Source organism: Leclercia sp. M-A074-M, assembly GCF_965195605.1.
In the GTDB taxonomy this organism is placed as follows: Bacteria; Pseudomonadota; Gammaproteobacteria; order Enterobacterales; family Enterobacteriaceae; genus Enterobacter.
This window is the reverse complement of record NZ_CBDAHM010000002.1, coordinates 228677-252177: the sequence shown is the minus strand read 5'-3', so window position 1 is coordinate 252177 and position 23501 is coordinate 228677. Positions and strand designations below refer to the sequence as shown.

Genomic DNA, 23501 nt, shown 5'->3' with positions numbered 1-23501 from the left:
GTTGCGCCCCTTCGCATTTGCAGGAACGCATTATGAATACCCTTCCTCACTGGTGGCAGAACGGCGTCATCTATCAGATCTACCCGAAGAGCTTCCAGGACACCACCGGGCGCGGCACCGGCGATCTGCGCGGCGTGACGTCGCGTCTCGACTACCTGAAAACCCTCGGCGTTGACGCCCTCTGGCTGACGCCGTTCTACATCTCCCCACAGGTGGATAACGGCTACGACGTGGCAAACTACGTTAGCATCGATCCGGCCTACGGCACGCTGGACGATTTCGACGCGCTGGTGGCCCAGGCTCATGAGCGCGGGATACGCATCGTGCTGGATATGGTGTTTAACCATACCTCCACCCAGCACCCCTGGTTCCGCGAGTCGCTCAATAAAGCCAGCCCGTACCGTGAGTTCTATATCTGGCGCGACGGCACCCCGGAGCAGACTCCCAACAACTGGCGCTCCAAGTTTGGCGGCAAGGCCTGGCGCTGGCACGCCGAAAGCGAGCAGTACTATCTGCACCTCTTTGCTCCGGAGCAGGCCGATCTCAACTGGGAGAACCCGCAGGTGCGCGCCGAGCTGAAAAAGGTGTGCGAGTTCTGGGCCGATCGCGGCGTGGACGGCCTGCGTCTCGACGTGATTAACCTGGTGTCGAAAGACCAGGACTTCCCCGACGATGCGATCGGTGATGGCCGCCGCTTCTATACCGATGGCCCGCGCATACACGCGTTTTTGCAGGAGATGAGCCGGGAGGTCTTTACCCCGCGCAATCTGATGACGGTGGGCGAGATGTCCTCCACCAGCCTGGCGCACTGCCAGCAGTACGCGGCGCTCGACGGGCGTGAGCTGTCGATGACCTTTAACTTCCACCACCTGAAGGTGGATTATCCCAACGGCGAGAAGTGGACGCTGGCGAAGCCCGATTTCGTGGCGCTGAAGGCCCTGTTCAGCCACTGGCAGCAGGGGATGCACAACCGGGCGTGGAACGCGCTGTTCTGGTGTAACCACGATCAGCCGCGCATCGTCTCACGTTTTGGCGATGAGGGAGAGTACCGCGTCCCGGCGGCGAAGATGCTGGCGATGGTGCTGCACGGCATGCAGGGTACCCCTTACATCTATCAGGGTGAAGAGATTGGCATGACCAATCCACACTTCACCCGCATCACCGACTACCGGGACGTGGAGAGCCACAACATGTTCGCCGAACTGCGCACGCAGGGGCGGGACGCCGATGAGCTGCTGGCGATCCTCGCGAGCAAATCCCGCGACAACAGCCGCACGCCGATGCAGTGGGATGCCTCCCCCAACGCTGGCTTCACCACCGGCGAGCCGTGGATCGCCCTGAGCGATAACGCAGAGACGATCAACGTCGCCGCGGCGCTGGCCGATCCCGACTCGGTGTTTTACACCTACCAGAGGCTGATTACGCTGCATAAAACCCTGCCGGTGCTGACCTGGGGGGATTATGCGGATCTGCTCCCGGATCACCCGTCGCTGTGGTGCTACCGCCGTCAGTGGCAGGGCCAGACGCTGATGGTGGTGGCTAACCTGAGCCGCGCCTGCCAGCCCTGGCAACCGCAGACGGTGGACGGCAACTGGCAGGTGGTGATGAGCAACTATGCCGAGGTCTCGCCGCAGCCGGGCACCATGACCCTGAGGCCGTTTGAAGCGGTCTGGTGGCTACAGGCATAACCTTCTGTGCCGGGCACCGCACGGTTGCCCGGCGCACGCTTTTTGGGTGGAAAATCACCCCGATTTCGGCTTGCAAAATTTACAAATCCTCTATCGCGCGTCATCTGTACACTTCGTTTTTTACCTTGTCCTGAATCAAATAAATCGCAAACTTGTTTGATGCAAATCACTACATATAGAACTTAGAATGCTCGCCGACCCAAGATGTTGTATCCATGGTCTATTATTTCCACAAGACGACGGACACCACACAACATAAATTTGTGGATAAAAAGGGTCGAAATCAGGAGAAATCGCGCGCGCGTCGAGAGTTACGCTCCCGCGCCTTTTTCCTGCCTCTGTGGATAACCTGTTCTTAAATGGAGTGATCATGACACCGCATGTGATGAAACGAGATGGCTGTAACGTGCCTTTCAAATCAGAGCGCATTCAGGAAGCGATTCTGCGTGCAGCTAAAGCAGCGGGAGTCGATGACGCAGATTACTGCGCCACCGTCGCAGAGGTGGTCAGCAACCAGATGATGGGCCGCAGCAAGGTCGACATTAACGAGATCCAGACCGCGGTGGAAAACCAGCTGATGTCCGGCCCGTATAAGCAGCTGGCGCGCGCCTACATTGAATACCGTCACGACCGGGATATTGAACGTGAAAAACGCGGTCGCCTGAACCAGGAGATCCGCGGCCTGGTGGAACAGACCAACTCCGCGCTGCTCAACGAAAACGCCAACAAAGACAGCAAAGTGATCCCCACCCAGCGCGATCTGCTGGCCGGTATTGTGGCTAAACACTACGCCCGTCAGCACCTGCTGCCACGCGATGTGGTGCAGGCCCATGAGCGCGGGGATATCCACTATCACGATCTCGACTATTCGCCGTTCTTCCCGATGTTCAACTGCATGCTGATCGACCTGAAGGGCATGCTGACGCACGGCTTCAAGATGGGCAACGCCGAGATTGAACCGCCAAAATCGATCTCCACCGCCACCGCAGTGACGGCGCAGATTATCGCCCAGGTCGCCAGCCACATTTATGGCGGCACCACCATCAACCGGATCGACGAAGTACTGGCCCCGTTTGTGACCGCCAGCTTCAACAAGCATCGCCAGGTGGCGGAAGAGTGGCAGATCCCGGATGCGGATGGATATGCCCGCTCCCGCACCGAGAAAGAGTGCTACGACGCCTTCCAGTCGCTGGAATATGAGGTGAACACCCTGCACACCGCCAACGGTCAGACGCCGTTTGTCACCTTTGGCTTTGGGCTGGGCACCAGCTGGGAATCGCGCCTGATCCAGCAGTCCATTCTACGTAACCGCATTTCCGGCCTCGGCAAAAACCGCAAAACCGCGGTCTTCCCGAAGCTGGTGTTCGCCATCCGCGACGGTTTGAACCACAAGTTCGGCGATCCGAACTACGACATCAAACAGCTGGCGCTGGAGTGCGCGAGCAAGCGCATGTATCCGGACATTCTGAACTATGACCAGGTGGTGAAAGTCACCGGCTCGTTCAAAACCCCCATGGGCTGCCGCAGCTTCCTCGGCGTGTACGAAGATGAGAACGGCGAGCAGATCCACGACGGGCGTAACAACCTGGGCGTGATCAGCCTGAACCTGCCGCGCATCGCGCTGGAAGCCAAAGGCAACGAAGCAACATTCTGGAAACTGCTGGACGAGCGCCTGGTGCTGGCGCGTAAGGCGCTGATGACCCGTATCGCCCGTCTGGAAGGGGTCAAAGCCCGCGTCGCCCCGATCCTCTATATGGAAGGGGCCTGCGGCGTGCGCCTGAAGGCCGACGATGATGTGTCGGAGATCTTCAAGAATGGCCGGGCCTCCATTTCGCTGGGCTATATCGGCATTCACGAAACCATTAACGCCCTGTTTGGCGACCAGCACATCTACGACAGCGAAGCCCTGCGTGAGAAAGGTATCGCTATCGTCCAGCGCCTGCGCGACGCGGTGGATCGGTGGAAAGAGGAAACCGGCTACGGCTTCAGCCTCTACAGCACCCCGAGCGAAAACCTGTGCGACCGCTTCTGCCGCCTGGATACCGCCGAGTTTGGCGTGGTGGAAGGTGTCACCGATAAGGGCTACTACACCAACAGCTTCCACCTCGACGTGGAGAAGAAGGTCAACCCGTACGACAAGATCGATTTTGAAGCAGCCTACCCACCATTGGCAAGCGGCGGGTTTATCTGTTACGGCGAGTACCCGAACATTCAGCACAACCTGAAGGCGCTGGAAGACGTGTGGGATTACAGCTATCAGCACGTGCCCTACTACGGCACCAACACGCCTATCGACGAGTGCTACGAGTGCGGCTTTACCGGTGAGTTCGAGTGCACCAGCAAAGGCTTCACTTGCCCGAAATGCGGTAACCACGACGCCGCCCGCGTCTCCGTGACTCGCCGCGTGTGCGGTTACCTCGGCAGCCCGGACGCCCGTCCGTTCAATGCAGGTAAGCAGGAAGAGGTGAAGCGCCGCGTGAAGCATCTGGGGAATGGGCAGATCGGTTAATCCGCTGCCACGTTAATGCCCGGTGGCGCTGCGCTTACCGGGCCTACGGACCGCACTCTCATTGTAGGCCGGGATCGCTACGCGACACCCGGCGTGGTTATTCTGCCGACGCAATACTTTTCGCAAAGCAATTGGCGCCAGGACAAGGCGGCAAGCGAGCGAATCCCTGGGAGCTTACATAAGTAAGTGACCCGGGTGAGTGAGAGCGGCCAACGCAGTAATGGCGTCAATTGAGAAGCGAAAATGAACTATCACCAGTACTACCCCGTCGACATCGTCAACGGCCCCGGCACCCGCTGCACCCTGTTTGTCTCCGGCTGCGTTCATGAATGCCCCGGCTGCTACAACAAAAGCACCTGGCGGCTCAACTCCGGCATGCCGTTTACCGCGGAGATGGAACAGCGGATCATCGACGATCTCAACGACACGCGCATCAAACGCCAGGGGATTTCGCTCTCCGGCGGCGATCCGCTGCACCCGCAAAACGTGCCGGATATCCTTAAGCTGGTGCAGCGCATTCGCGCCGAGTGCCCGGGCAAAGATATCTGGGTGTGGACGGGTTATAAGCTGGACGAACTGAACGATGAGCAAATGCAGGTGGTGGATCTGATCAACGTGCTGATCGACGGCAAATTTGTGCAGGATCTGAAAGATCCGATGCTTATCTGGCGCGGCAGCAGTAACCAGGTGGTGCATCATCTGCGTTGAGCTCAAAACCGGCTCAAACTCTCCATCGCCACGGCTTTAAACTCCGCAAAGTCGTGACATTGACAGAGCCGGGTCATCGCCCGCTCGCGCAGGAAAGTGACGAAGATATCGTAGATAGCCATCGCCTCTTCATACTCGCTTTTACTGATCGCCAGCAGGAAGATCACGTGCGCGGTTTCATCCCCCCACTGAATCCCCTGCGGGGCCAGCACGGTGTAGACCACGGTTTTTTGTGCCAGCAAACCGAGGGAGTGCGGCAGGGCGATGCCGTCGCCGAGCAGGGTGCTGACGATGGCCTCGCGCTCCACCACCGAGTCGAGAAAATCCGCATCCACAAACCCCTCCTCCTGTAGCTGACCGCACAGCTCACGGAACAGCGTCTGCTGGTCGATGGGTTGATTAATCACGCGGAAGTGGCTGGCGTCAAAGTACTTTTCCAGCATCCAGGGGCGCGTTCTGTCCACCAGCACCAGCTTGCCGATCTGCTCAAGCTGATAGTCGGTCGGGAACGGGGCGATCATCACCACCGGCTTGGCTTTTTCGCCGATCCGCGCGGTGGAGATGACGAAATCTTCGCTGATGTTCTCGCACTGCTCATACTCCCGCAGCGTCAGCACGCGCGTCACCTCGATTTGCGGATACTTGCGCTGCAAAACGGCCTCGATCATCCGCACCATCGCGTTGCCTGCGTCGCACACCAGCATCACCCGCGGCTGGCGCTGATAGCCAATGTTGTAGTGGCGCTCCAGGCCGACGCCGATATGCAGCACCAGGAAGCCAATCTCGTTTTCGCTGATCGCATACGGGGTGTACTTGCCCCAGCTCGACACCGCCGCCAGGGTCATGTCCCACGCCATCGGATAGTGCTGCTTGATGTTATCCAGCAGCGGATTGGGGATCATGATCTGATAGCGCACCCGGGTGATCATGGTTTTTATGTGGGTCAGCAGATCCGCGTGGAGCTGGGCGTCGTCGAGGAGGTTGTAGTTATAGTGGGTGTTGATATAGCGCAGGATGTAGTTCATCAGCGCCTCTTCATCATCGGCGTTAATGGCGCTGGGGGAGATCTCCTGCACCTGACGCGCGGCGATATGTACTCCCAGCCAGGTCACCTCCGAAGGCGACAGCGTTTTATCTGCCAGCCGGGCGATGGCGCTGGCGATATCCCGCGCCGCGTCGCGCACATTCTCGGCCACCTCTTCGGCGTTAAACTCCGGCAGCGGATAGCCTTCGCTGATGCGTCGCACCGTTACCGCGCCGTAGAGCCGTAAAAACAGCTCGCCCTCATCGGTCAGGCGGATATGGTGGCGGGTAAAGGTCTCATGCAGCACGGCGGCGAGCTGCTCCGGCACGCCCGCATTGAGTGCCACTTCCGTCACCAGCGGATTAAGGTTGTCCTGCTGCGCCAGCTGCCATAGCAGATCGGTGAGGCAGGCGCGGATCGCCATCTCGCTGCCAAACAGCTTCATGCCGTGGCGCGGGCGGGTCTCCAGGGTCAGGCGATAGCGATGAAACCACTCGCGCACCTCCGCCATATCGCTTTGCAGCGTGGCGCGGCTGACAAACCACTCGTCGGCCAGATCCTCCAGCTTGAGGGAGAATGCCGAGGTGAGAAAGCGCACCACCAGGTAGTGCACCCGTTCAGGGCCGGTGCGCGGAATACGCAACGTCCGCGGATGCGAAGCCTGCAACAGCTGATAGCGCGCCGGATCGTCAATTTTCAGTTGATAGCCGTTACCCCGGCTAAGGATAAACTGCGCCCCGTTCCCCGCCAGTAGCGCGTTCAGCGCGGTGATATCAGCCCGGACGGTACGCGTGGAGACCGACAACCGTTGCGCCAGTTCGTCCTGCGGCAGCGTCTCGTTTTGCAACATCTCGAACAGTTGCGCTAAACGTTGGTTGGGAAATCGCACGGGGTTGTCCTCTTACAGCTTAGGGTGAAATGACCATCTGGGATGGACTGCCGACCGGGGTATAGTCTGGCTCGACGCTCAGCTTGCCGTCCTGCGCCACGCGAAACCGGGTGATGTTGTCGCTGCGCTGGTTCATGACATAGAGCCAGCGCCCCTGTTTATCCAGCGTCAGGGTGCGCGGGTAATCGCCCCGCGTCCAGACATCGTCCTGATGCGTCAGCGTTCCTTCCGCCGTTACGGTAAAGTGGCCGATGCTGTTATGCAAACGGTTAGCAACATACAACTGCTTACCATCACCACTTAACGCCAGCCCGGCGGCAAAACTGGTGCCCTTGTAGCCGGCTGGCAGCGCAGAGACACTCTTGCCCTCTTTCAGCGTGCCGTTGGCCTCTACGGCATAATGGGTCAGCGTAGACGCCTCTTCGTTTATCAGCCACAGGGCGTCACCTTTTGGCGTAAAGACGAAATGGCGCGGCCCGGCCCCTTTCGAAGAGGCGCTGATAAACGGCGGATCGTTCGGGGTGAGCTTCCCGGTGCGATCGTCAAAACGGTACTGATAGATACGATCCAGCCCCAGATCGGTGGCAAAGACATATTTCCCGCTCGGATCGGCGGCGATCATGTGCGCATGGGGGCCGTTATGATCGCTGATAGCAAAACTGCCCTCTACGGCGGCTTCGGGTTTAGCGGCACCCGGCTCGCCTTGATCCTGGTGGGTATCCGTGGCATTACCCAGGCTGCCGTCAGCGTTGATCGGCAGCACCGCAATGGATCCGCTGACATAGTTGGCCACCAGCAGGTGCTTGCCGTTCGGCGTCAGCGAGAGATAGACCGGCCCCGCACCGCCGGAGGCCACCTGATTCAGTTCGCTCAGCTCGCCGTTATCGCCCACCCGCAGCGCCTGCACCACCCCCTGCTCCACTTCGCTTGCCAGATAGAGCGTTTTACCGTCGTGGGAGACGGTTAACTGCGCGGCGTTCGGCAGTTTGCTCACCAGCGTTTTGTTGGCAAGCGCGCCGGATTGCGGGTCGACGGTAAAGCGGTAGAGCCCTTCGCCGTTGGGGTTGTAGGTGCCCACCCAGGCGTACTGGGTCTGAGCGACAGCGGCGGTGGCAAGCATTGAGAGTGAAGCGACAAGCAGGTTACGGGTGTGCATGGTGGCTCCTGATCATGTTTCCCTCCCCCGGCGGGAGAGGGTTAGGGTGAGGGACTACTTAACCTGTTTTTTCGTCATCTCCAGCAGCGTACGCACATCTTCCGGACGCGTATCCCCGCTGGCTTTGTCGATAATCGAGCTGTAGATATGCGGGATGATCTTGCTCACGCCTGCATCGAGGGCGATCTGCAGGATTTCCTCAAAGTTTTCCAGATCGATACCCCCGGTCGGCTCCAGCCAGAAGTCGTGACGGGCGCAGGCTTCCGCCACCGCCTGGTATTCGTCCCGGCATTTCAGGCCGCCCATCGGGAAGTATTTGATTGAGCTGCCGCCAAAATCTTTCAGCAGGGCAATGGCCGTTTCCACCGGGACGATCCCATCAGGTGCCGCGCTGCTCAGCGGGCCGGTGGAGATTTTCACCATCCCGACGGTGCCGGTGGGGGAGACCAGGCCGTTAACCACGGACTCACTCTGACCCAGCAGCGCGCGGCTGGTCGCCACGCCGGTGAAGACCTGGTTGACGTGCTGCGGCTGCACCTGACGGGCGATCTCGCTCACCATCGCCGACTGGTTCGGGTCACCCGCCCCCAGCCCCACGGAGAGGGCGTTATCGATAAGTTGAGCGTACTCGCGCATATCCGCCACCGCGCTTGCCACGTCCGGGTAATTTTTGGAGAGCACGCCTACCAGCACATGACCTTCCGCCGCCTCGTAAATGGCCCTGGCATTGGCTTTCGAGCCGGCCAGCACGTTCAGGCAGACGCGGTCACGGTAAAAATTGGGGGTCAGTTTCATGCGGTTTTCTCCTGGCCTAATACTTCACTGATGCGGCGGTAGACAATGTTCAGTTGCTCTGCGCTGACGCTGCGCACGTCCGCTTCGATAATCCCTTCGTTCGCTTTATAGCCGCGGAAGTAGATGGCGTATTCGCCCTGCTTCAGCGCATGCACCAGATCGCCGGTGCCGACGCCGGTGGTGGCTTCGTCGAACTTAATCTCGGTGCGGGCGATGTCGCGGCCCGCGCTGTCCCACACCACGCGGGCGGTGACGCCGTTCAGGGTGTTGAGCGCGTCGATAAACGGCGTCATCTTCGCCACCATCTCCGCCCCGCTCTCTTTGGTCGCCGTCAGGTAGTGTTCGATGGCGCAGGTGAGGCCCAGAATGCCCTCTTTACCCACCTTCATCGCCCGGCCAATGCCCGCCGTCTGACGCTTCACCCACTCCACATACTGGGTTCTGCCGATCACCAGCCCGCTGGTGGGCCCTTCGATCGCCTTCGCGCCGCTGTAGATAACAAGAGAAGCCCCGGCGCGGTAGTAAGTGTGCAGATCCTCTTCCGCTGCGGCATCGACGATCAGCGGCAGGTCGTGTTTACGCGCAACTACCGCCGCCTGTTCGACGCTGAGCATGCTCTTCTGCACGCAGTGGTGGGATTTGATGTACATGATCGCCGCGGTGCGCGGGGTGATCGCCGCCGCCAGCTGATCGGCGGAGCATTCATTGGCGTAGCCCGCTTCCACCAGCCTGCCGCCGCCCAGCGCCACCATGGTGCCCACCGGGGCACCAAAGTTCACGTTGTGGCCTTTCGGCAGGACGATCTCATTGTTCTCAATCGGGGTGACGTGGAGATTCTCCAGCAGCCAGTCGCTCTCCTTCACCAGCACCGCCGCCACCGACTGGGCGATGCCCGCCGAGGCGCAGGAGACGACGGTTGCCCCTTCCACATCCAGCAGTTTTGCAATGTATTCACCAGTTTTGTTCACCAGATCCTTCATCTCGAAGTACTGGTTCATGCCGTCCATTGCAGCCTGCACCACTTCCGGGCGCGGGGTGGAGACGCCGAGCGCCGTCATGCGCCCGGAGGTGTTAATCACCTGTTTTAAATTATATTTCTCAAAAATTGAAGGCATGTTCCGTGCTCCCTTGTTCGGTCATGTAGCCCTTGCCCGCGCGGATCGCGGCAAGCGGCACCAGAATGTTTTCAGCCTGCAGGCTGTCGTTTTCGGCATCCACCAGCAGTGTTGGCTGGCGCTTAAGGGTGAAGAGCGTCAGATCGGCGTCGAAACCCGGCTGAATGCGGCCTTTGCGCGTCAGGCGCAGGCCCTCGGCCGCGTTGGCGGTGACGCACTCAATCACCTGCGGCAGCGACATGCCGATGGCGAGGAACTTCGACATCACGCTCGCCAGGCTACCTACCGGGCCGTTGATGCGGTTGCGGCAGTAGATATCCGAGCTGATGGTGTGCGGCAGAATGCCCATCGCGATGGCGCGTTTCGCCACCTCAAAGCTGAAGCTCGCCGTGCCGTGGCCCACGTCCAGCCGCACGCCGCGCTTCAGGGCGGAGGTGATGGAGGCGCGCAGCTCCCCGGAGGGGGTCAGAATGCGGTTCGGTTTGCCGTTGTAGCAGTGGGTGATGATGTCGCCTGAACTCAGCAGTTCGGCGATTTCGTCGAGGTTTGGCGGGTTGTTGCCAATGTGCACCATCAGCGGCAGATCGCCGTTCTCTCTCTGGATGGCCTTCGCACGTTCCAGCGGCGTAATGCCATTCTCACCCACCACGCTGCTGCTCATGCGCGCTTTCAGGCCGACGATAAAATCAGGGTGGCGCTTCACCGCCTGCTTTACCGCGTCGGCGTCGATATTGGCCATGTTTGCCAGCTCGTTCTGGGCAATCAGCCCCACGCGGGAGATGTTCAGCAGGGCAAAGACCTCGGTTGTGGCCTTGCGGGTGATCGCGTAAAAATCATCCACGTCGTCCGCCCCGGTACTGCCCGCGTCCACCACGGTGGTGACGCCGGTGGCGATACCGACGCTGTCCGGCTCGTCGTGATAAATCGGCGAGTTCGGGTAGCAGTGAACGTGGGAATCAATCCAGCCTGCACTGACGTACGTGTCACCGTTGAGTTCAACGGTGTGCTGTGCGGGATCGGTGATGTCGCCAACCGCCGCGATCTTCCCGTCCTGAATGGCGATATCGGTCAGGGTATCGTCGGTGAAGCGCGCACGGCGCAGGAGTAAATCAAACATGGGGTTCTCCTGAGAAGACGGGCGCCGAAGCGCCCGCGGGTATTAAAGGGCGACCGGGAACAGCCAGCCCAAAAGCATTGCGCCGAGGATGGCGCCACCGGTAATCGGCTTCTGCCAGATATAGAACAGCAGTGCGCCCAGCAGGGAACCGATGCCGATTGGGATCGAGGCGGTCATCGCGCTGAGGATAATTAACGGCCCGAGGAAGCGGCCGGAGGCGTTACCCGCGCCCATCATCACGTCTGCCCCGTAGGTGGAGTTGCTCTGATTGATGGTGAACTTACGCGCCAGAATGATGACGTAGCCAATCGCCAGGCCAATCACCAGGCCGGTTGCCAGCGAGGCGATAAAGTTGGTCACCGGGAACATGATGCCCGCCCCCAGCAGCAACGCCGGCACGCCTAAGCCGACGCCGGTCTGGATCGCCCCGCCGATATCCAGAATCCCCACCAGGGAGCCTTCGATAATACGGGCGAACAGGAAGCTGGCGCCGAACGCCGCCACCGCGCCGTAGGCACCGGTATCGATGCCCGCTTTCAGCATCGCCACGAAGGCCACTTCGTTAAAGGCGCCGATGCCGTAGAGGTAATACATGTGTGTCCCGGCGAAGACGCCGGAGGAGAGCAGGCCAACAAAGATCGGGAACGACCAGTCGGCATACCAAAAACCTTTATTCTGTTCCATTTAGAGGCTCCTGTTACTTGCCGCTGAGCGAGTTGTGGATCATGTCGAGCCAGTTCGGCACGGTCAGATGGAAGGATTCGATCATCTTCATGTCGAAGCCGCGGAAGAAGCCGCTCAGCACGAAGAGCAGAACGATGGCCGCCATCATCACTTTGGTGACGTGGTTCCAGCCGCTCTCTTCCACCCCTTTACCGATCAGAATACCCAGCACCAGACCCGGCACGGCGTTACCCATAATCAGCTGCGCCGCGCCGCCAAAGACGGTGGCCCAGAAGCCCGATTTTTTACCCGCGTCGATGGCCGCCAGCCAGAAGATCACCGGCATCACGGTGTTAACCAGCAGGTTTGCCGCCGGCACCAGCACCTTAACGGCGGTGACCTGCAACGCAGCCGGAACGGAGGAGGCGGTGAGGTTCAGGAAGGTGACGACAATCATGCCGATCACGCCGCAGGCGATCGCCATTTTGCGGGGATCGTGCAGCGTCTCGCCGACGTTGCGGTTTTTGATCATCAGCGCCGCGGCACCCCAGTTCGGGATGATGCGGTGATCAACGTCCTGGGTGAAGGAACCCGCCGCAACCGACGAGGCCCAGGCGTTAAAGAAGAAGCCTAACCCAAAGGAGAAGTGGGACGCCGGATCCCCCTCGCAGGAGTTCAGCTCCCCCAACGTACGAAAAGCGCCCATACCCTGTGTGGTAGGCGCATGAAACATGCGTGCAGCCCCGGCCCCAACGCCGACGCCAACCAGGCCGCCGATGATGAGCGATTTTATTAAAATTATCAGGAACATTCGTCTGCCCTATTAGTAAGAATCAGCGTTGCGTGACAAAGTCCACCTGGTCCAGATTGATGGCAGTCACGTTGACGGTCACGTCCAGCTCCACGCTGTAGGTGCGTCTTTCCCGGCGCAAAAAGAAGAACAGAAACGCCTCTTTACGCACCGCTTCTTGCGCCTGAACAACCTGCACATCCTGTGGCTCAATACGCAGTAAGATATGCGGCGATGCTTTCATCACCGCGGCCTGAACATGGTTCAGCGCGTCGGCAAAGGCGCGCGCTTTGGCGTCGCCCTTGCCCTTCACTCTCACCGTGGTGGTGAACTGTTCTTTCATGCTTATGCGCCGTGCTTCTTCTGCCACGCCTGAACCAGACGCTCGCCCAGCTCTTCTTTATCCATAAAGCCAAAGCCGAGCACGTTGCAGCCTTCGTTGATGGCGGTGACGCCTTCATCGACCGAGCGCATGCCGTACTTCGCTTTGTAGCCATATTTGGTCTGGGCGGTGATAGCGCCCGCGCCGCCGCTGCCGCAGAAGGAGATACCGAAGGTGGCGTTCTCCGCCTTCATCACGTCGCCCAGCTTCATATCTGCCGCCATGCCCGGCACCACGACCGCACGGCCACCCGCTTTTTCAACGCCTGCTGCAACCTTCTGGCCTTTACCCAGGCGATCGCCGATGACCACTGTAATTTGTTCCATGATGTGCTCCTTAAAGGTTGTCTTTGGCGACTTCGAAATGAACGGAGAGCAGCCAGGCTTCTTCATCAGGAAGATTGCCAAACTGCGCCACCACTTCACGGGCAAGTCGCATGGATTCTGGTGAAATTTCGTCAAACAGGTCAGCCTCGACCTCCGGCAACGGCTCTCCGGTTACCGACCGGTGCGCCATGGCGCGAACGTGGGAGGTCAGCATCTGCTCCTGAACGGCATTGGGGATAATGTGGTGATGACTAAGCAGGGCGAAAATCTGCCTGAGCATGGTGTCGGCCAGCTGTTCAGTTTGCGCCGCCTGGTCTCCAGTGTCGTTTATTACCGTTCCGTTAATCACTCGTCTTACCCCGTTATTGGCTCTGGGATAAAACTAACGCCGGGTGTCAGGGGTTTGTAGCGAGTTGTTTTCCACTTCGAAGTGGAAAGGAGAGCGGCACCAGTGATCTGTGCCACATAATTGCGCTGAATAACGATTTTTCGCTGGCCTAACGTGATGAATATCACGCTCCTGAATGGCAAAAGCCACGTTGTGGAAGTGAAAAAGTTTACGAGCAGACTCGTAGAAGTGTGAGCTGGATAAGGTTTTCTTATGAGGATTCGTTAGAGTGGCCGTGGGTGCTTGAGACTGACCGTCTCATGCATGGGACGGGAAGTGGAAAGCCCCGCCTGACGAAAAATCAGGGCGGGGGCTCGAAACGACACGTCCGAACACGTGGAGTTCGCTACCTCGCCCGCTTTAAAAGCAAGGAGGCATCCATGAAAAGCACAAAACTTATTATCAGAGTAACAACGATTGCCGCAATAACAGCAATCCTGCTCACACTGATAACCCGGCGAAACCTTTGCGAAATTAGCTATCGCAAAGGTTCACTGGAGGTGACTGCCCGACTGGATTGCAACTCTGGCAAGGAGTAGAGCGAGTATGCGGGGGGAGTACAATCCCCCTGCATTTCATGAGTGTATCAAGGACGTAAGGCTCAGGCACCCATTAACGGTATTTTTTGTGATAGGTATTGCGCGTGGTAACAAAGCCATCGGCTGCCGCCTGGGCCTCTTTCACTTTGCCTTCGTTCGCCAGCTTCAGCGCGCCGTCAATCTGGCCCACCAGCGTCTCAAGGCCATGGCGGAAATCTTTCATCTCCGGGCTATCTTCCGCTTTGCCTTCCAGCTTTGGCGGAGTCTCTTTTTGCGCGTCTACCGCCGCGGTACGCATTTTGGTTAACGCCTCTTTCATCTCCGCCGCGTTATCGGTTTTTTGCACAACTTTCAGGTTTTCGCTGAGGGTGTCCATATTGTCTTCAAGGTCGGCAAAGACCGGGGTGCTCATGACCAGCGATGACGCTGCGAGGATAGCTAACAGGGTTTTACGCATTGCTCACTTCCTTTTTATTATTAAAAAAACCGACTAATACCCTAAATAATTCGCGTTGCAGAAAGGCGGCAAGCGCGTGAATCCCCGGGAGCTTACATAAGTAAGTGACCGGGGTGAGCGCGCGCAGCCAACGCATCTGCGGCGTGAAGTATGACGGGTATTACTGACCGGCGATTTTCATTTCCGGTAACAGAACGGAACCGCACTGGATATTACTGCGCGTTTCAATATCGTTGCCCACCGTCACGATATTGCGCCACATATCTTTCAGGTTACCGGCAATGGTAATTTCGCTCACCGGATACTGAATCTCACCGTTTTCCACCCAGAAGCCAGACGCCCCGCGCGAATAGTCGCCGGTGACGCCGCTCACGCCCTGCCCCATCAGCTCGGTGACTACCAGCCCGGTGCCCATCTCTTTCAGCATCTGCTCAAAACTCAGGCCCTGGCCCGGAATGCGCCAGTTGTGGATACCGCCCGCATGGCCGGTGCTCTTAAGCCCCAGTTTGCGTGCGGAGTAGTTGGTCAGCAGCCACTGGGTCAGGATGCCCTCTTTGACGATATCGCGACGCTCGGTGCGCACGCCTTCGCTGTCGAACGGCGTGGAGGCCAGTCCTTTCAGCAGGTGTGGGTGTTCTTCAATGGTCAGCCACTCCGGCAGGATTTGCGTTCCCAGCGCATCGAGCAGGAAGGTGGATTTACGGTAGACCGCGCCGCCGGCAATCGCGCCGACCAGATGCCCGAACAGCCCGGTCGCCACTTCATTGGCAAAGATAACCGGTGCTTTCATGGTAGAGAGTTTACGCGGAGCCAGGCGGGATAAGGTGCGTTTTGCACACTCCGCCCCAACCCACTCCGGCGTCTGCAGATCGCCCATCGCGCGGCCAATGGTATAGGCGTAATCGCGCTCCATGTCGCCGTTCTCTTCGGCAATCACGCAGCTGGAAAGAGAGTGACGGGTGGAGCAATAGCCCTGCAACATGCCGTGGCTGTTGCCAAAGACTTTAATGCCGTAGTGGCTATTAAAGCTGCCGCCTTCGGTATTGGTGATACGCTTATCGGCATTAAGGGAGGCCTGCTCCGCGCGAGCGGCGAACTCAATGGCTTCGTCCGGGGTCACTTCCGCCGGATGAAAGAGATCCAGATCCGGGGCCTCAAAGGCCAGCAGCTCTTTGTCAGCCACCCCGGCATAGGGGTCTGGAGAGGTGTAGGAGGCGATATCCAGCGCCGCCTGCACGGTCCGCGCAATGGCGTCAGGACTTAAATCGGTAGAGGAGGCGCTGCCTTTACGGTTCTGGTGATAAACAGTAATCCCTAACGCGCCATCGCTATTAAATTCAACGGTTTCCACTTCGCCATAACGGGTGCTGACGCTCAGGCCAGTGGTTTTGCTGACGGCGACTTCTGCCCCGTCCGATTTCGCTGACGCCAGCTCCAGGGCCATGGAGACGGCCTCTTCCAGTGCTTTACGCTGCGCTGCAACTTGTGAGATCACTTTCATCGTAAATGCCATAATGTAAGGTGTAGTTAGCTGAAGTCTAACAGAGAACCGTTTCTCAGTACGCGTCTAAACTGGTAACATTAGCCTCTTTTTTTAAGGAGCCTGACATGACTAAGCAGCCCGAAGACTGGCTCGACGACGTTCCCGGTGATGACATCGAAGACGAAGATGATGAGATCATCTGGGTCAGTAAAAGTGAAATTAAACGCGACGCCGAAGAGTTAAAACAGCTTGGTGCGGAGATGGTAGAGCTGGGTAAGAATGCGCTGGATAAAATCCCGCTCGACCCGGATCTGCGTGCCGCCATCGAATTGGCACAGCGCATCAAGAAAGAGGGCCGTCGCCGCCAGCTTCAGTTGATTGGTAAATTATTGCGCCAGCGCGACGTAGAGCCGATTCGCCAGGCGCTGGATAAGCTGAAAAACCGCCACAACCAGCAGGTTGCGCTGTTCCATAAGCTGGAGCAGATCCGCGATCGTCTGATTGAACAGGGCGATGACGCCGTACCGGAAGTGCTGAACCTGTGGCCGGACGCCGATCGCCAGCAGTTGCGCTCTCTGATCCGTAACGCGAAAAAAGAGAAAGAGGCGAACAAGCCGCCGAAGTCTGCACGTCTGATTTTCCAGTATCTGCGCGAGCTGGCGGAAGCCGAAGGTTAATATCTTACTTGCTGTTTGCCGGATGGTGGCGTAAACGCCTATCCGGCCTACAAAAAAAGCCCGGTCAGCGTTAACGCTACCGGGCTTTTTTTTACGCCACTGCTTCTGCTTTCTTCGCCAGACCGTCCAGCAGTTTCTGATGGATCCCACCAAACCCGCCGTTGCTCATCACCAGAATGTGATCGCCCGGCTGCGCGGTTTTCACCACCATCTCCGCCAGCGTATCCACGTCGGCACTCCAGTGCGCAGGCTGGACGCAGGCTTCGGCCACTTCCGCCACCTGCCACGGAATGTGCTGCGGTTGCAGGAGGAAGACCTCGTCCGCGCGACCTAAAGAGGGGGCTAAATCGTCTTTGCAAATCCCCATCTTCATGGTGTTGGAGCGCGGTTCCAGTACGGCCAGAATGCGTGCCGTGCCGCCCACTTTGCCGCGCAGGGCAGCCAGCGTCGCGAGGATCGCGGTCGGGTGATGGGCAAAATCGTCATACACCGTCACGCCATTGGCTTCGCCGCGCAGCTCAAGACGACGACGGGCATTGATAAAGGAGCCCAGCGCGTTGGCCGCATCGGCAGGCAAGACGCCCACATGACGGGCCGCGGCAATCGCCATCAGGCCGTTATGCATGTTGTGTTCGCCCACCAGCGCCCACTGCACTTCCCCGACTTTTTCGCCATCCAGCAACACTTCCCAGCGGGAGGCATCATTGGTGAGCTTTTTCGCCTGCCAGTGGCCCTGCTCGCCCACCAGCTCCTGCTCGCTCCAGCACCCCATCGCCAGGGTCTGCTTCAGGTTAATGTCGTTCTCCGGCAGAATGATGCGTCCCTGGCCCGGTACGATGCGCACCAGGTGGTGGAACTGCTTCTGAATCGCTTTCAGGTCGTCGAAAATGTCCGCGTGGTCAAACTCAAGGTTGTTGAGGATCAGCGTGCGCGGGCAGTAATGAACGAACTTGGAGCGTTTATCAAAGAACGCGCAGTCATATTCGTCCGCCTCAATAACAAAGAACGGGCTCTCGCCCAGACGGGCAGAAACGTCAAAGTTCCCCGGTACGCCACCAATCACAAAGCCCGGCTTGTAGCCGCAGGCTTCGAGGATCCACGTCGCCATACCGGCGGTGGTGGTTTTGCCGTGGGTTCCCGCCACCGCCAGCACCCAGCGATCGCGCAGAACGAAATCATGCAGCCACTGCGGCCCTGACATGTAGGGAATATTCCTTTCCAGCACGGCTTCTACGCAGGGATTACCCCGGGTCATGGCGTTTCCGATGATCACCAGATCCGGCTGCGGCTCCAGCTGGCTGGCGTCGTAGCCCTGAATCAGATCAATGCCCTGGTTTTCCAGCAGCGTGCTCATCGGCGGATACACATTGGCGTCCGAACCTGTCACCTCATGGCCAAGAGCGCGCGCCAGCATAGCCAGGCCGCCCATGAAAGTGCCACAAATCCCCAATATATGAATGCGCATACGTCACTATCCTTCTTCAATGTGGCGCACATTTTACGCATATGTCAGCAGCAGAGAAATGCATTTCAGGAAAATCTGTAGCAAGCTGGCGCGATTCACCTCTGCGCGACAATTTGAAAGTTTGTTAAGATTGTTGGGCATCAACAACTTTACTCAACATCCAATGCAGGGAAAGTGTTATGAAAACGTTAGGTGAATTTATTGTCGAAAAGCAGCACGAGTTCTCGCATGCTACCGGTGAGCTCACTGCTTTGTTGTCGGCAATAAAGCTGGGCGCCAAGATCATCCATCGCGATATCAACAAAGCCGGACTGGTCGATATCCTGGGTGCCAGCGGTGCTGAAAACGTGCAGGGCGAAGTTCAACAGAAACTCGATCTGTTCGCGAATGAAAAACTGAAAGCTGCACTGCGCGCACGCGACATCGTTGCGGGGATCGCCTCCGAGGAAGAAGATGAAATCGTCGTCTTTGAAGGGTGTGAACACGCCAAGTATGTCGTCCTGATGGATCCGCTGGATGGCTCCTCCAACATCGACGTTAACGTCTCTGTCGGCACCATTTTCTCCATTTACCGTCGCGTCACCCCTGTCGGCACGCCGGTCACCGAAGAAGATTTCCTGCAGCCGGGCAATAAGCAGGTTGCTGCGGGTTATGTGGTATATGGCTCCTCCACCATGCTGGTCTACACCACCGGCTGCGGCGTCCATGCCTTTACCTACGATCCGTCGCTGGGTGTATTCTGCCTGTGCCAGGAGCGCATGCGCTTCCCGCAGAAAGGCAGCACTTACTCCATCAACGAAGGGAACTACATTAAATTCCCGGCCGGGGTGAAGAAGTACATTAAATTCTGCCAGGAAGAGGATAAATCGACCCAGCGCCCTTATACCTCGCGTTATATCGGCTCCCTGGTGGCGGATTTCCACCGCAACCTGCTGAAGGGCGGTATCTACCTCTACCCAAGCACCGCCAGCCACCCGGAAGGTAAGCTGCGCCTGCTGTATGAGTGCAACCCAATGGCCTTCCTCGCCGAACAGGCGGGCGGTAAAGCCAGCGACGGCAAAGAGCGGATTATGGATATCATTCCTGAAAGCCTGCACCAGCGCCGTTCCTTCTTCGTTGGCAACGATCATATGGTTGACGACGTGGAACGCTTTATCCGTGAATTTCCGGATGCCTGATTGTTGAGTTTGACCAAAAGGGGCCGCTCGGCCCCTTTTGTTTTTCCAAACATTTATATCTTTGTTGGTATAAAACTATATAAAAATGCTGCTGTAACCCGCTGAATCAATGCGTCATCATGACGGCGTTCAAATAGCGTTCAATGGAAATCAGCCGATATGAAAAACCTCTCTCGCTCATCCACTGGCATCGATCTCAATCTGATTCCGGTATTTATTGAAGTCGTCAGGTGCGGGAGCATGGCCAAAGCCTCTTCACGTCTTGAGATGTCCAGGCCAGCAGTCAGCCTGGCCCTGAAACGCTTTGGCATGCTGTTTAATGAGCCGCTGTTTACCCGCAAGGGTCTGTTTCTTGAGCCAACGCCTTATGCGTTGCGCTTGACCGCCGAGATGGAAAAGCTGCTGGGCGCCATTCATGACCATATCGCCAGCACCCCGGCTGGCGCGGAAAGCCTCCCGACACCGGAAGACGATAAGGCTACGCCTGTTGCGACGACAGCTTAAACAGTGACATCGCCTCGATGAGCTCGCGGGACTGCTCTTCCAGCGAGCGCGTCGCGGCGGACGATTGCTGGACCAGCGCCGCGTTTTGCTGCGCGGTTTCGTCCATCTGGTTGACCGCAATATTCACCTGCTCAATACCACGGCTCTGCTCGTGCGAGGCATTGGCGATCTCACGCATCAGGCGGGTCATGCGCATCACCTCGTTGGCGATCTCGTCCATGGTTTCCCCCGCCTGCTGCGCCAGTTCGCTGCCTTCGCTGACGTGCGCCTGCGAATCGCTAATGAGCGTGCGGATCTCTTTTGCCGCATCGGCGCTACGGCTGGCGAGGTTACGGACCTCACCGGCCACCACCGCAAAGCCGCGCCCCTGCTCACCCGCGCGGGCGGCTTCCACCGAGGCATTCAGCGCCAGAATATTGGTCTGGAAGGCGATACCGTCGATCACGCTGAGAATATCGGCGATACGATCGGCGCTGCCGGAGATATCGCGCATCTTCTCAATGACATAACAGACCATCTCGCTGCCGCGGTCAGCGGTATCTGACATCGTCTTCGCCACCTGATGCGCCTGCTCGGCGTTGTGGGCGTTCTGCTTCACCGTGGCGGTGATTTCTTCCATGCTGGCCGCGGTCTGCTCCAGCGAGGTGGCGGTCGATTCTGTACGCTGGGCAAGGTGCATATTGCCTGCGGTCAGCTCCCGGCTGCCGGTATCGATCTGCGAGCTGGCGTCACGCACCCGCAGCACCGAGCCCATCAGCGACTGGCGCATTCCCTCAATGGCGGCGTTGAGACGGTTAAACTCCTGGCTTGCGGGAGTGGTCAGGGCGTGGGTCAGATCCCCGGCGGCCACGTGTTCAAGCTGGGCGATAGAGGAGGAGAGCGGCTTCAGCAGCATATGGCGCAGTGCCAGCCACGCCAGCACGATAATGCCCGCGGTCAGCAGCGCGGCGACGATGATTAGCAGCATCACCCGACTTTTACTCGCCTGCACCGCGGCGACTTCAGCTTTGCCCCGGCTGTCGCTCCAGGCCTGGAAGGCCTGCATATCGTTATCAAACTGACGCGCTACCGGCACCAGACGGTTCTCCAGCAGATCGTAATAGTCATCGGCATTCTGCGCATTCAGGGCGTTCTGCATTGGCACGATCCCCTCAGCATTATAGGCGGCGAGGCTCGCGGCAACTTTCTTCAGCAGCGCCTCACCTTCGGGATCGTTTACCCCGCTATCGATCACGCTTTTCAGCGTGGTTTGCGCCTGTTTGAGTTCGTCATTGATGTTTTTCACCGATTTTGTGGCGTCATCCAGCAGCCCCACCTCCATCATGCGGACGGCCTGCCCCGCCTCGTTGCGCGCGCGCAGGATCAGGGTGTAGCCCGAGTTGAGCTGCACCAGCTGTTCGCCCTGAAGATGGTTAATGCGCTGCAAAGAGGAGGAGCTCTGGGTGAGGGCATAAATGCCGATACCGCTGACAAGCAGCAGCAGAAGGGTCATAACGGCCAGTAACGAAAGCAAGCCGGTACGAATCGATAGCGTTTTAAGCATGATGTAATTTCCGGTAGCGAGATAAATCTGGACAGAATTAAGGGTTATCGGCCGCTACCGGAAAAGATTTAGACTTGACGTAAATTCAGGCGCTTATAGCTTGCTGGTGGTGCTCACCCGTGTGACAGGCGAGTTCTGGCGGTTCTCCCAGAGCACCGTCAGGCCGCGCTGCAGGGCGATAAAGATGAACAGCAGAATGCCAATCGCAATCTTGGTCCACCACGAGCTGAGGGTGCCGTCGAAGTTAATATAGGTCTGGATCAGCCCCTGGATCGCCACCCCAAACAGCGTGCCTAGCACCGTGCCGACGCCGCCGCTGAGCAGCGTGCCGCCAATCACCACCGAGGCAATCGCGTCCAGCTCCACCCCTACCCCCGCCAGCGCATAGCCCGCCTGGGTGTAAATGGAGAAGACGATCCCCGCCAGTGTCGCCAGCCCGGTGGAGAGCATATAGATACGAATGGTGGTGCTACGGGTGGAAATCCCCATCAGGTTCGCCGAGGTGGCGTTACCGCCGATGGCATACACTTCGTTGCCAAAGCGGGTGCGGTGGGCGAGGAAAATGCCGATCACCACCACGCCCAGCATCACCAGCCCGAGAATACTCAGCCGGCCACCGCCGGGAATTTTCCACGCCAGGCTTGAGAGGGTGTCGTAGACCGGATGGTTAATCGGGATCGACTCCTCCGACACCAGATAGCTGACGCCGCGCAGGAAGAACATCCCGGCGAGGGTGATAATAAACGCCGGGATCTTCAGGGCGTCGATCAGCAGTCCCATAAAGGCGCCAAAGGCGCAGCCCATCACCAGCACCAGCGGGAAGGCCAGCAGCGGAGAGATCCCCCAGTAGCCAATCGCCTTAGCCAGGAAGACGCCGGTAAAGGCGATCACCGACCCGACGGAGAGGTCGATCCCGCCGGAGAGGATCACGAAGGTCATGCCGACGGCGATGATCCCGAGGAAGGCGTTGTCGGTCAGGATGTTGCAGATCACCCGCGTCGAAGCAAAACCGGGGAACTGCGTCAGGCAGTAGAGATACCCCAGCACAAACACGCCCAGGGTTATCATGAGCGGTAAATTACGTTTTATCATGACCACGCATCCCCTTAATGAGACTGATAAAGCGCGGCGACTGCACGATGAGCACGCAGAGCACCACCACCGCTTTCACCACCTGGTTGAGTTCCGGCGGGAAACCCGACAGCAGGATCCCGGTGTTCATCCCCTGGATAATCAGCGCGCCAATCACCGACAGCAGCAGGTTGAAGCGCCCGCCCATCAGCGAGCCGCCGCCAATCACCACCGCGAGGATCGCATCCAGTTCCAGCCAGAGCCCGGCGTTATTGGCATCGGCCCCGCGAATATCCGCCGCGACGATAATCCCGACAATGGCGGCACAGACCCCGCTCAACACGTAGGTGAGCATCACCATCAGACGGGTGCTGACCCCGGCGTTTTTCGCGGCGCGAATGTTAATCCCCACCGCTTCGATAAACATCCCGAGGGCGGTTTTGCGGGTGAACAGCCAGAAGGCGATCAGGGCGACCACCACAATAATCACCGGCGTCGGGAAGAAGAGCAGCGATCCGCTGCCAATCCACGCCAGATTCGGGGCGTTGAAGGTGACGATCTGCCCGGAGGTGATCAGCTGCGCCACCCCGCGTCCGGCCACCATTAAAATGAGGGTGGCGACAAAGGGCTGGATTTTGAGGATCGCCACCAGGATGCCGTTCCACAATCCCGCGAGCACGCCGGTGCCCAGCGTCGCCAGCAGCACCACCGGCAGGCTGTGTCCGGCCACGGTCATTGAGGCCGCCGTCGCCCCGGCAATCGCCATCACCGCCCCGACCGACAGGTCGATACCGCCGGTGGCAATCACCAAGGTCATGCCGATCGCCAGCAGGGCGACCGGCGCGGCGCGGTTTAAAATATCAATCGGACTGCCGAACAGGCGCCCATCCTGGAGGATAATCTGATAAAAATGCGGCGAAACGAGGCTGTCCACCAGCAACACCAGGATCAGCGCAATGATTTGCGGCGTGCCGGTGGGCCAGCTGAAGCGGCGCTTCGTCTCGCCGGTCTGAGAAAGTGAACGTGACATCACG

General features: G+C 58.7%; 23 protein-coding genes. 7 read left to right on the top strand and 16 right to left on the bottom strand.

All coding sequences use genetic code 11. The features are described 5' to 3' along the window. The first annotated feature begins 32 nt into the window (after positions 1 to 32). The 3 genes from treC (at position 33) to nrdG (ending at position 4905) form a co-directional block, all read left to right on the top strand. Positions 33 to 1688 (top strand): alpha,alpha-phosphotrehalase, encoded by a 1656-nt coding sequence (gene treC / locus ACOKCT_RS04875; protein ID WP_420193202.1) that lies wholly within the window; start codon positions 33 to 35, stop codon positions 1686 to 1688. A gap of 370 nt (positions 1689 to 2058) precedes the next feature. Next, positions 2059 to 4197: an anaerobic ribonucleoside-triphosphate reductase gene (gene nrdD / locus ACOKCT_RS04870; protein ID WP_220435240.1), complete on the top strand. Its 2139-nt coding sequence runs from the start codon at positions 2059 to 2061 to the stop codon at positions 4195 to 4197. A gap of 243 nt (positions 4198 to 4440) precedes the next feature. Further along, entirely contained in the window at positions 4441 to 4905 is a 465-nt protein-coding gene (gene nrdG / locus ACOKCT_RS04865; RefSeq protein ID WP_220435239.1) for an anaerobic ribonucleoside-triphosphate reductase-activating protein, read from the top strand. 2 nt (positions 4906 to 4907) lie between these two features. Here the strand turns inward: nrdG and ACOKCT_RS04860 are convergent, their stop codons facing one another. From ACOKCT_RS04860 to ACOKCT_RS04815, 10 genes are read right to left on the bottom strand one after another with little or no spacing between them, the layout of a single operon-like run. Beyond that, positions 4908 to 6818 (bottom strand): BglG family transcription antiterminator, encoded by a 1911-nt coding sequence (locus ACOKCT_RS04860; RefSeq protein ID WP_420193201.1) that lies wholly within the window; start codon positions 6816 to 6818, stop codon positions 4908 to 4910. Between the two features lie 19 nt (positions 6819 to 6837). Next, positions 6838 to 7974 carry a lactonase family protein gene (locus tag ACOKCT_RS04855; protein WP_220435237.1) on the bottom strand — a complete coding sequence of 379 codons (1137 nt, stop codon included), beginning with the start codon at positions 7972 to 7974 and terminating at the stop codon, positions 6838 to 6840. Between the two features lie 54 nt (positions 7975 to 8028). Next, a complete protein-coding gene (gene dagF / locus ACOKCT_RS04850; RefSeq protein ID WP_420193200.1) occupies positions 8029 to 8769 on the bottom strand; it encodes a 2-dehydro-3-deoxy-phosphogluconate aldolase in 741 nt (246 codons plus the stop codon). Then, positions 8766 to 9884, bottom strand: coding sequence for a DgaE family pyridoxal phosphate-dependent ammonia lyase (locus ACOKCT_RS04845; protein ID WP_220435235.1), 1119 nt, complete (start codon positions 9882 to 9884; stop codon positions 8766 to 8768). Before ACOKCT_RS04845 ends, dagF begins: the two co-directional genes overlap by 4 nt. Next, complete coding sequence (locus ACOKCT_RS04840; protein WP_220435234.1) at positions 9868 to 11001, bottom strand: amidohydrolase/deacetylase family metallohydrolase; 1134 nt, start codon at positions 10999 to 11001, stop codon at positions 9868 to 9870. The genes ACOKCT_RS04845 and ACOKCT_RS04840 overlap by 17 nt, the downstream gene beginning before the upstream one ends. A gap of 42 nt (positions 11002 to 11043) precedes the next feature. Continuing rightward, positions 11044 to 11685 carry a DUF4310 family protein gene (locus tag ACOKCT_RS04835; RefSeq protein ID WP_103178023.1) on the bottom strand — a complete coding sequence of 214 codons (642 nt, stop codon included), beginning with the start codon at positions 11683 to 11685 and terminating at the stop codon, positions 11044 to 11046. A gap of 13 nt (positions 11686 to 11698) precedes the next feature. After that, positions 11699 to 12475: a DUF4311 domain-containing protein gene (locus ACOKCT_RS04830; RefSeq protein WP_039030609.1), complete on the bottom strand. Its 777-nt coding sequence runs from the start codon at positions 12473 to 12475 to the stop codon at positions 11699 to 11701. A 22-nt stretch (positions 12476 to 12497) separates the two neighbouring features. Further along, entirely contained in the window at positions 12498 to 12797 is a 300-nt protein-coding gene (locus tag ACOKCT_RS04825) for a DUF4312 family protein (protein WP_006810338.1), read from the bottom strand. A 2-nt stretch (positions 12798 to 12799) separates the two neighbouring features. Continuing rightward, positions 12800 to 13162 (bottom strand): SFCGS family glycine-rich protein, encoded by a 363-nt coding sequence (locus tag ACOKCT_RS04820; RefSeq protein WP_006179053.1) that lies wholly within the window; start codon positions 13160 to 13162, stop codon positions 12800 to 12802. A 10-nt stretch (positions 13163 to 13172) separates the two neighbouring features. Beyond that, entirely contained in the window at positions 13173 to 13511 is a 339-nt protein-coding gene (locus tag ACOKCT_RS04815) for a glycine dehydrogenase (RefSeq protein ID WP_103823041.1), read from the bottom strand. A 299-nt stretch (positions 13512 to 13810) separates the two neighbouring features. On the opposite strand from ACOKCT_RS04815, the gene ACOKCT_RS04810 reads away from it, so the two are divergent. Beyond that, positions 13811 to 14089 carry a Hok/Gef family protein gene (locus ACOKCT_RS04810; RefSeq protein ID WP_309236373.1) on the top strand — a complete coding sequence of 93 codons (279 nt, stop codon included), beginning with the start codon at positions 13811 to 13813 and terminating at the stop codon, positions 14087 to 14089. Positions 14090 to 14162: 73 nt separating this feature from the next. On the opposite strand, the gene cybC is transcribed toward ACOKCT_RS04810, so the two are convergent. Both cybC and pmbA read right to left on the bottom strand, forming a co-directional pair. Continuing rightward, positions 14163 to 14546: a cytochrome b562 gene (gene cybC, locus ACOKCT_RS04805; RefSeq protein WP_220435233.1), complete on the bottom strand. Its 384-nt coding sequence runs from the start codon at positions 14544 to 14546 to the stop codon at positions 14163 to 14165. Positions 14547 to 14706: 160 nt separating this feature from the next. Further along, entirely contained in the window at positions 14707 to 16059 is a 1353-nt protein-coding gene (pmbA, locus tag ACOKCT_RS04800) for a metalloprotease PmbA (protein WP_220435232.1), read from the bottom strand. Positions 16060 to 16154: 95 nt separating this feature from the next. Between pmbA and yjgA the strand changes: the two genes are divergently transcribed. Further along, complete coding sequence (gene yjgA / locus ACOKCT_RS04795) at positions 16155 to 16706, top strand: ribosome biogenesis factor YjgA (protein WP_103178015.1); 552 nt, start codon at positions 16155 to 16157, stop codon at positions 16704 to 16706. A 91-nt stretch (positions 16707 to 16797) separates the two neighbouring features. On the opposite strand, the gene mpl is transcribed toward yjgA, so the two are convergent. Continuing rightward, the gene (gene mpl / locus ACOKCT_RS04790) at positions 16798 to 18171 is read right to left on the bottom strand and encodes a UDP-N-acetylmuramate:L-alanyl-gamma-D-glutamyl-meso-diaminopimelate ligase (RefSeq protein ID WP_103178014.1); all 1374 of its coding nucleotides are present in this window, start codon (positions 18169 to 18171) and stop codon (positions 16798 to 16800) included. A gap of 179 nt (positions 18172 to 18350) precedes the next feature. On the opposite strand from mpl, the gene fbp reads away from it, so the two are divergent. Continuing rightward, on the top strand, positions 18351 to 19349 hold the full coding sequence (gene fbp, locus ACOKCT_RS04785; RefSeq protein WP_103178013.1) for a class 1 fructose-bisphosphatase: 999 nt from the start codon (positions 18351 to 18353) through the stop codon (positions 19347 to 19349). Between the two features lie 159 nt (positions 19350 to 19508). Continuing rightward, on the top strand, positions 19509 to 19853 hold the full coding sequence (locus ACOKCT_RS04780; protein ID WP_220435230.1) for a LysR family transcriptional regulator: 345 nt from the start codon (positions 19509 to 19511) through the stop codon (positions 19851 to 19853). Here the strand turns inward: ACOKCT_RS04780 and ACOKCT_RS04775 are convergent. The 3 genes from ACOKCT_RS04775 to ytfT form a co-directional block, all read right to left on the bottom strand. Next, positions 19828 to 21396 carry a methyl-accepting chemotaxis protein gene (locus ACOKCT_RS04775; RefSeq protein WP_220435229.1) on the bottom strand — a complete coding sequence of 523 codons (1569 nt, stop codon included), beginning with the start codon at positions 21394 to 21396 and terminating at the stop codon, positions 19828 to 19830. The two genes, ACOKCT_RS04780 and ACOKCT_RS04775, sit on opposite strands and share 26 nt — an antisense overlap. Before the next feature lie 93 nt (positions 21397 to 21489). Then, entirely contained in the window at positions 21490 to 22488 is a 999-nt protein-coding gene (yjfF, locus tag ACOKCT_RS04770; RefSeq protein ID WP_103178010.1) for a galactofuranose ABC transporter, permease protein YjfF, read from the bottom strand. Next, positions 22475 to 23500, bottom strand: coding sequence for a galactofuranose ABC transporter, ATP-binding protein YtfT (gene ytfT, locus ACOKCT_RS04765; protein WP_420193199.1), 1026 nt, complete (start codon positions 23498 to 23500; stop codon positions 22475 to 22477). The genes yjfF and ytfT overlap by 14 nt, the downstream gene beginning before the upstream one ends. Position 23501 lies beyond the last annotated feature (1 nt).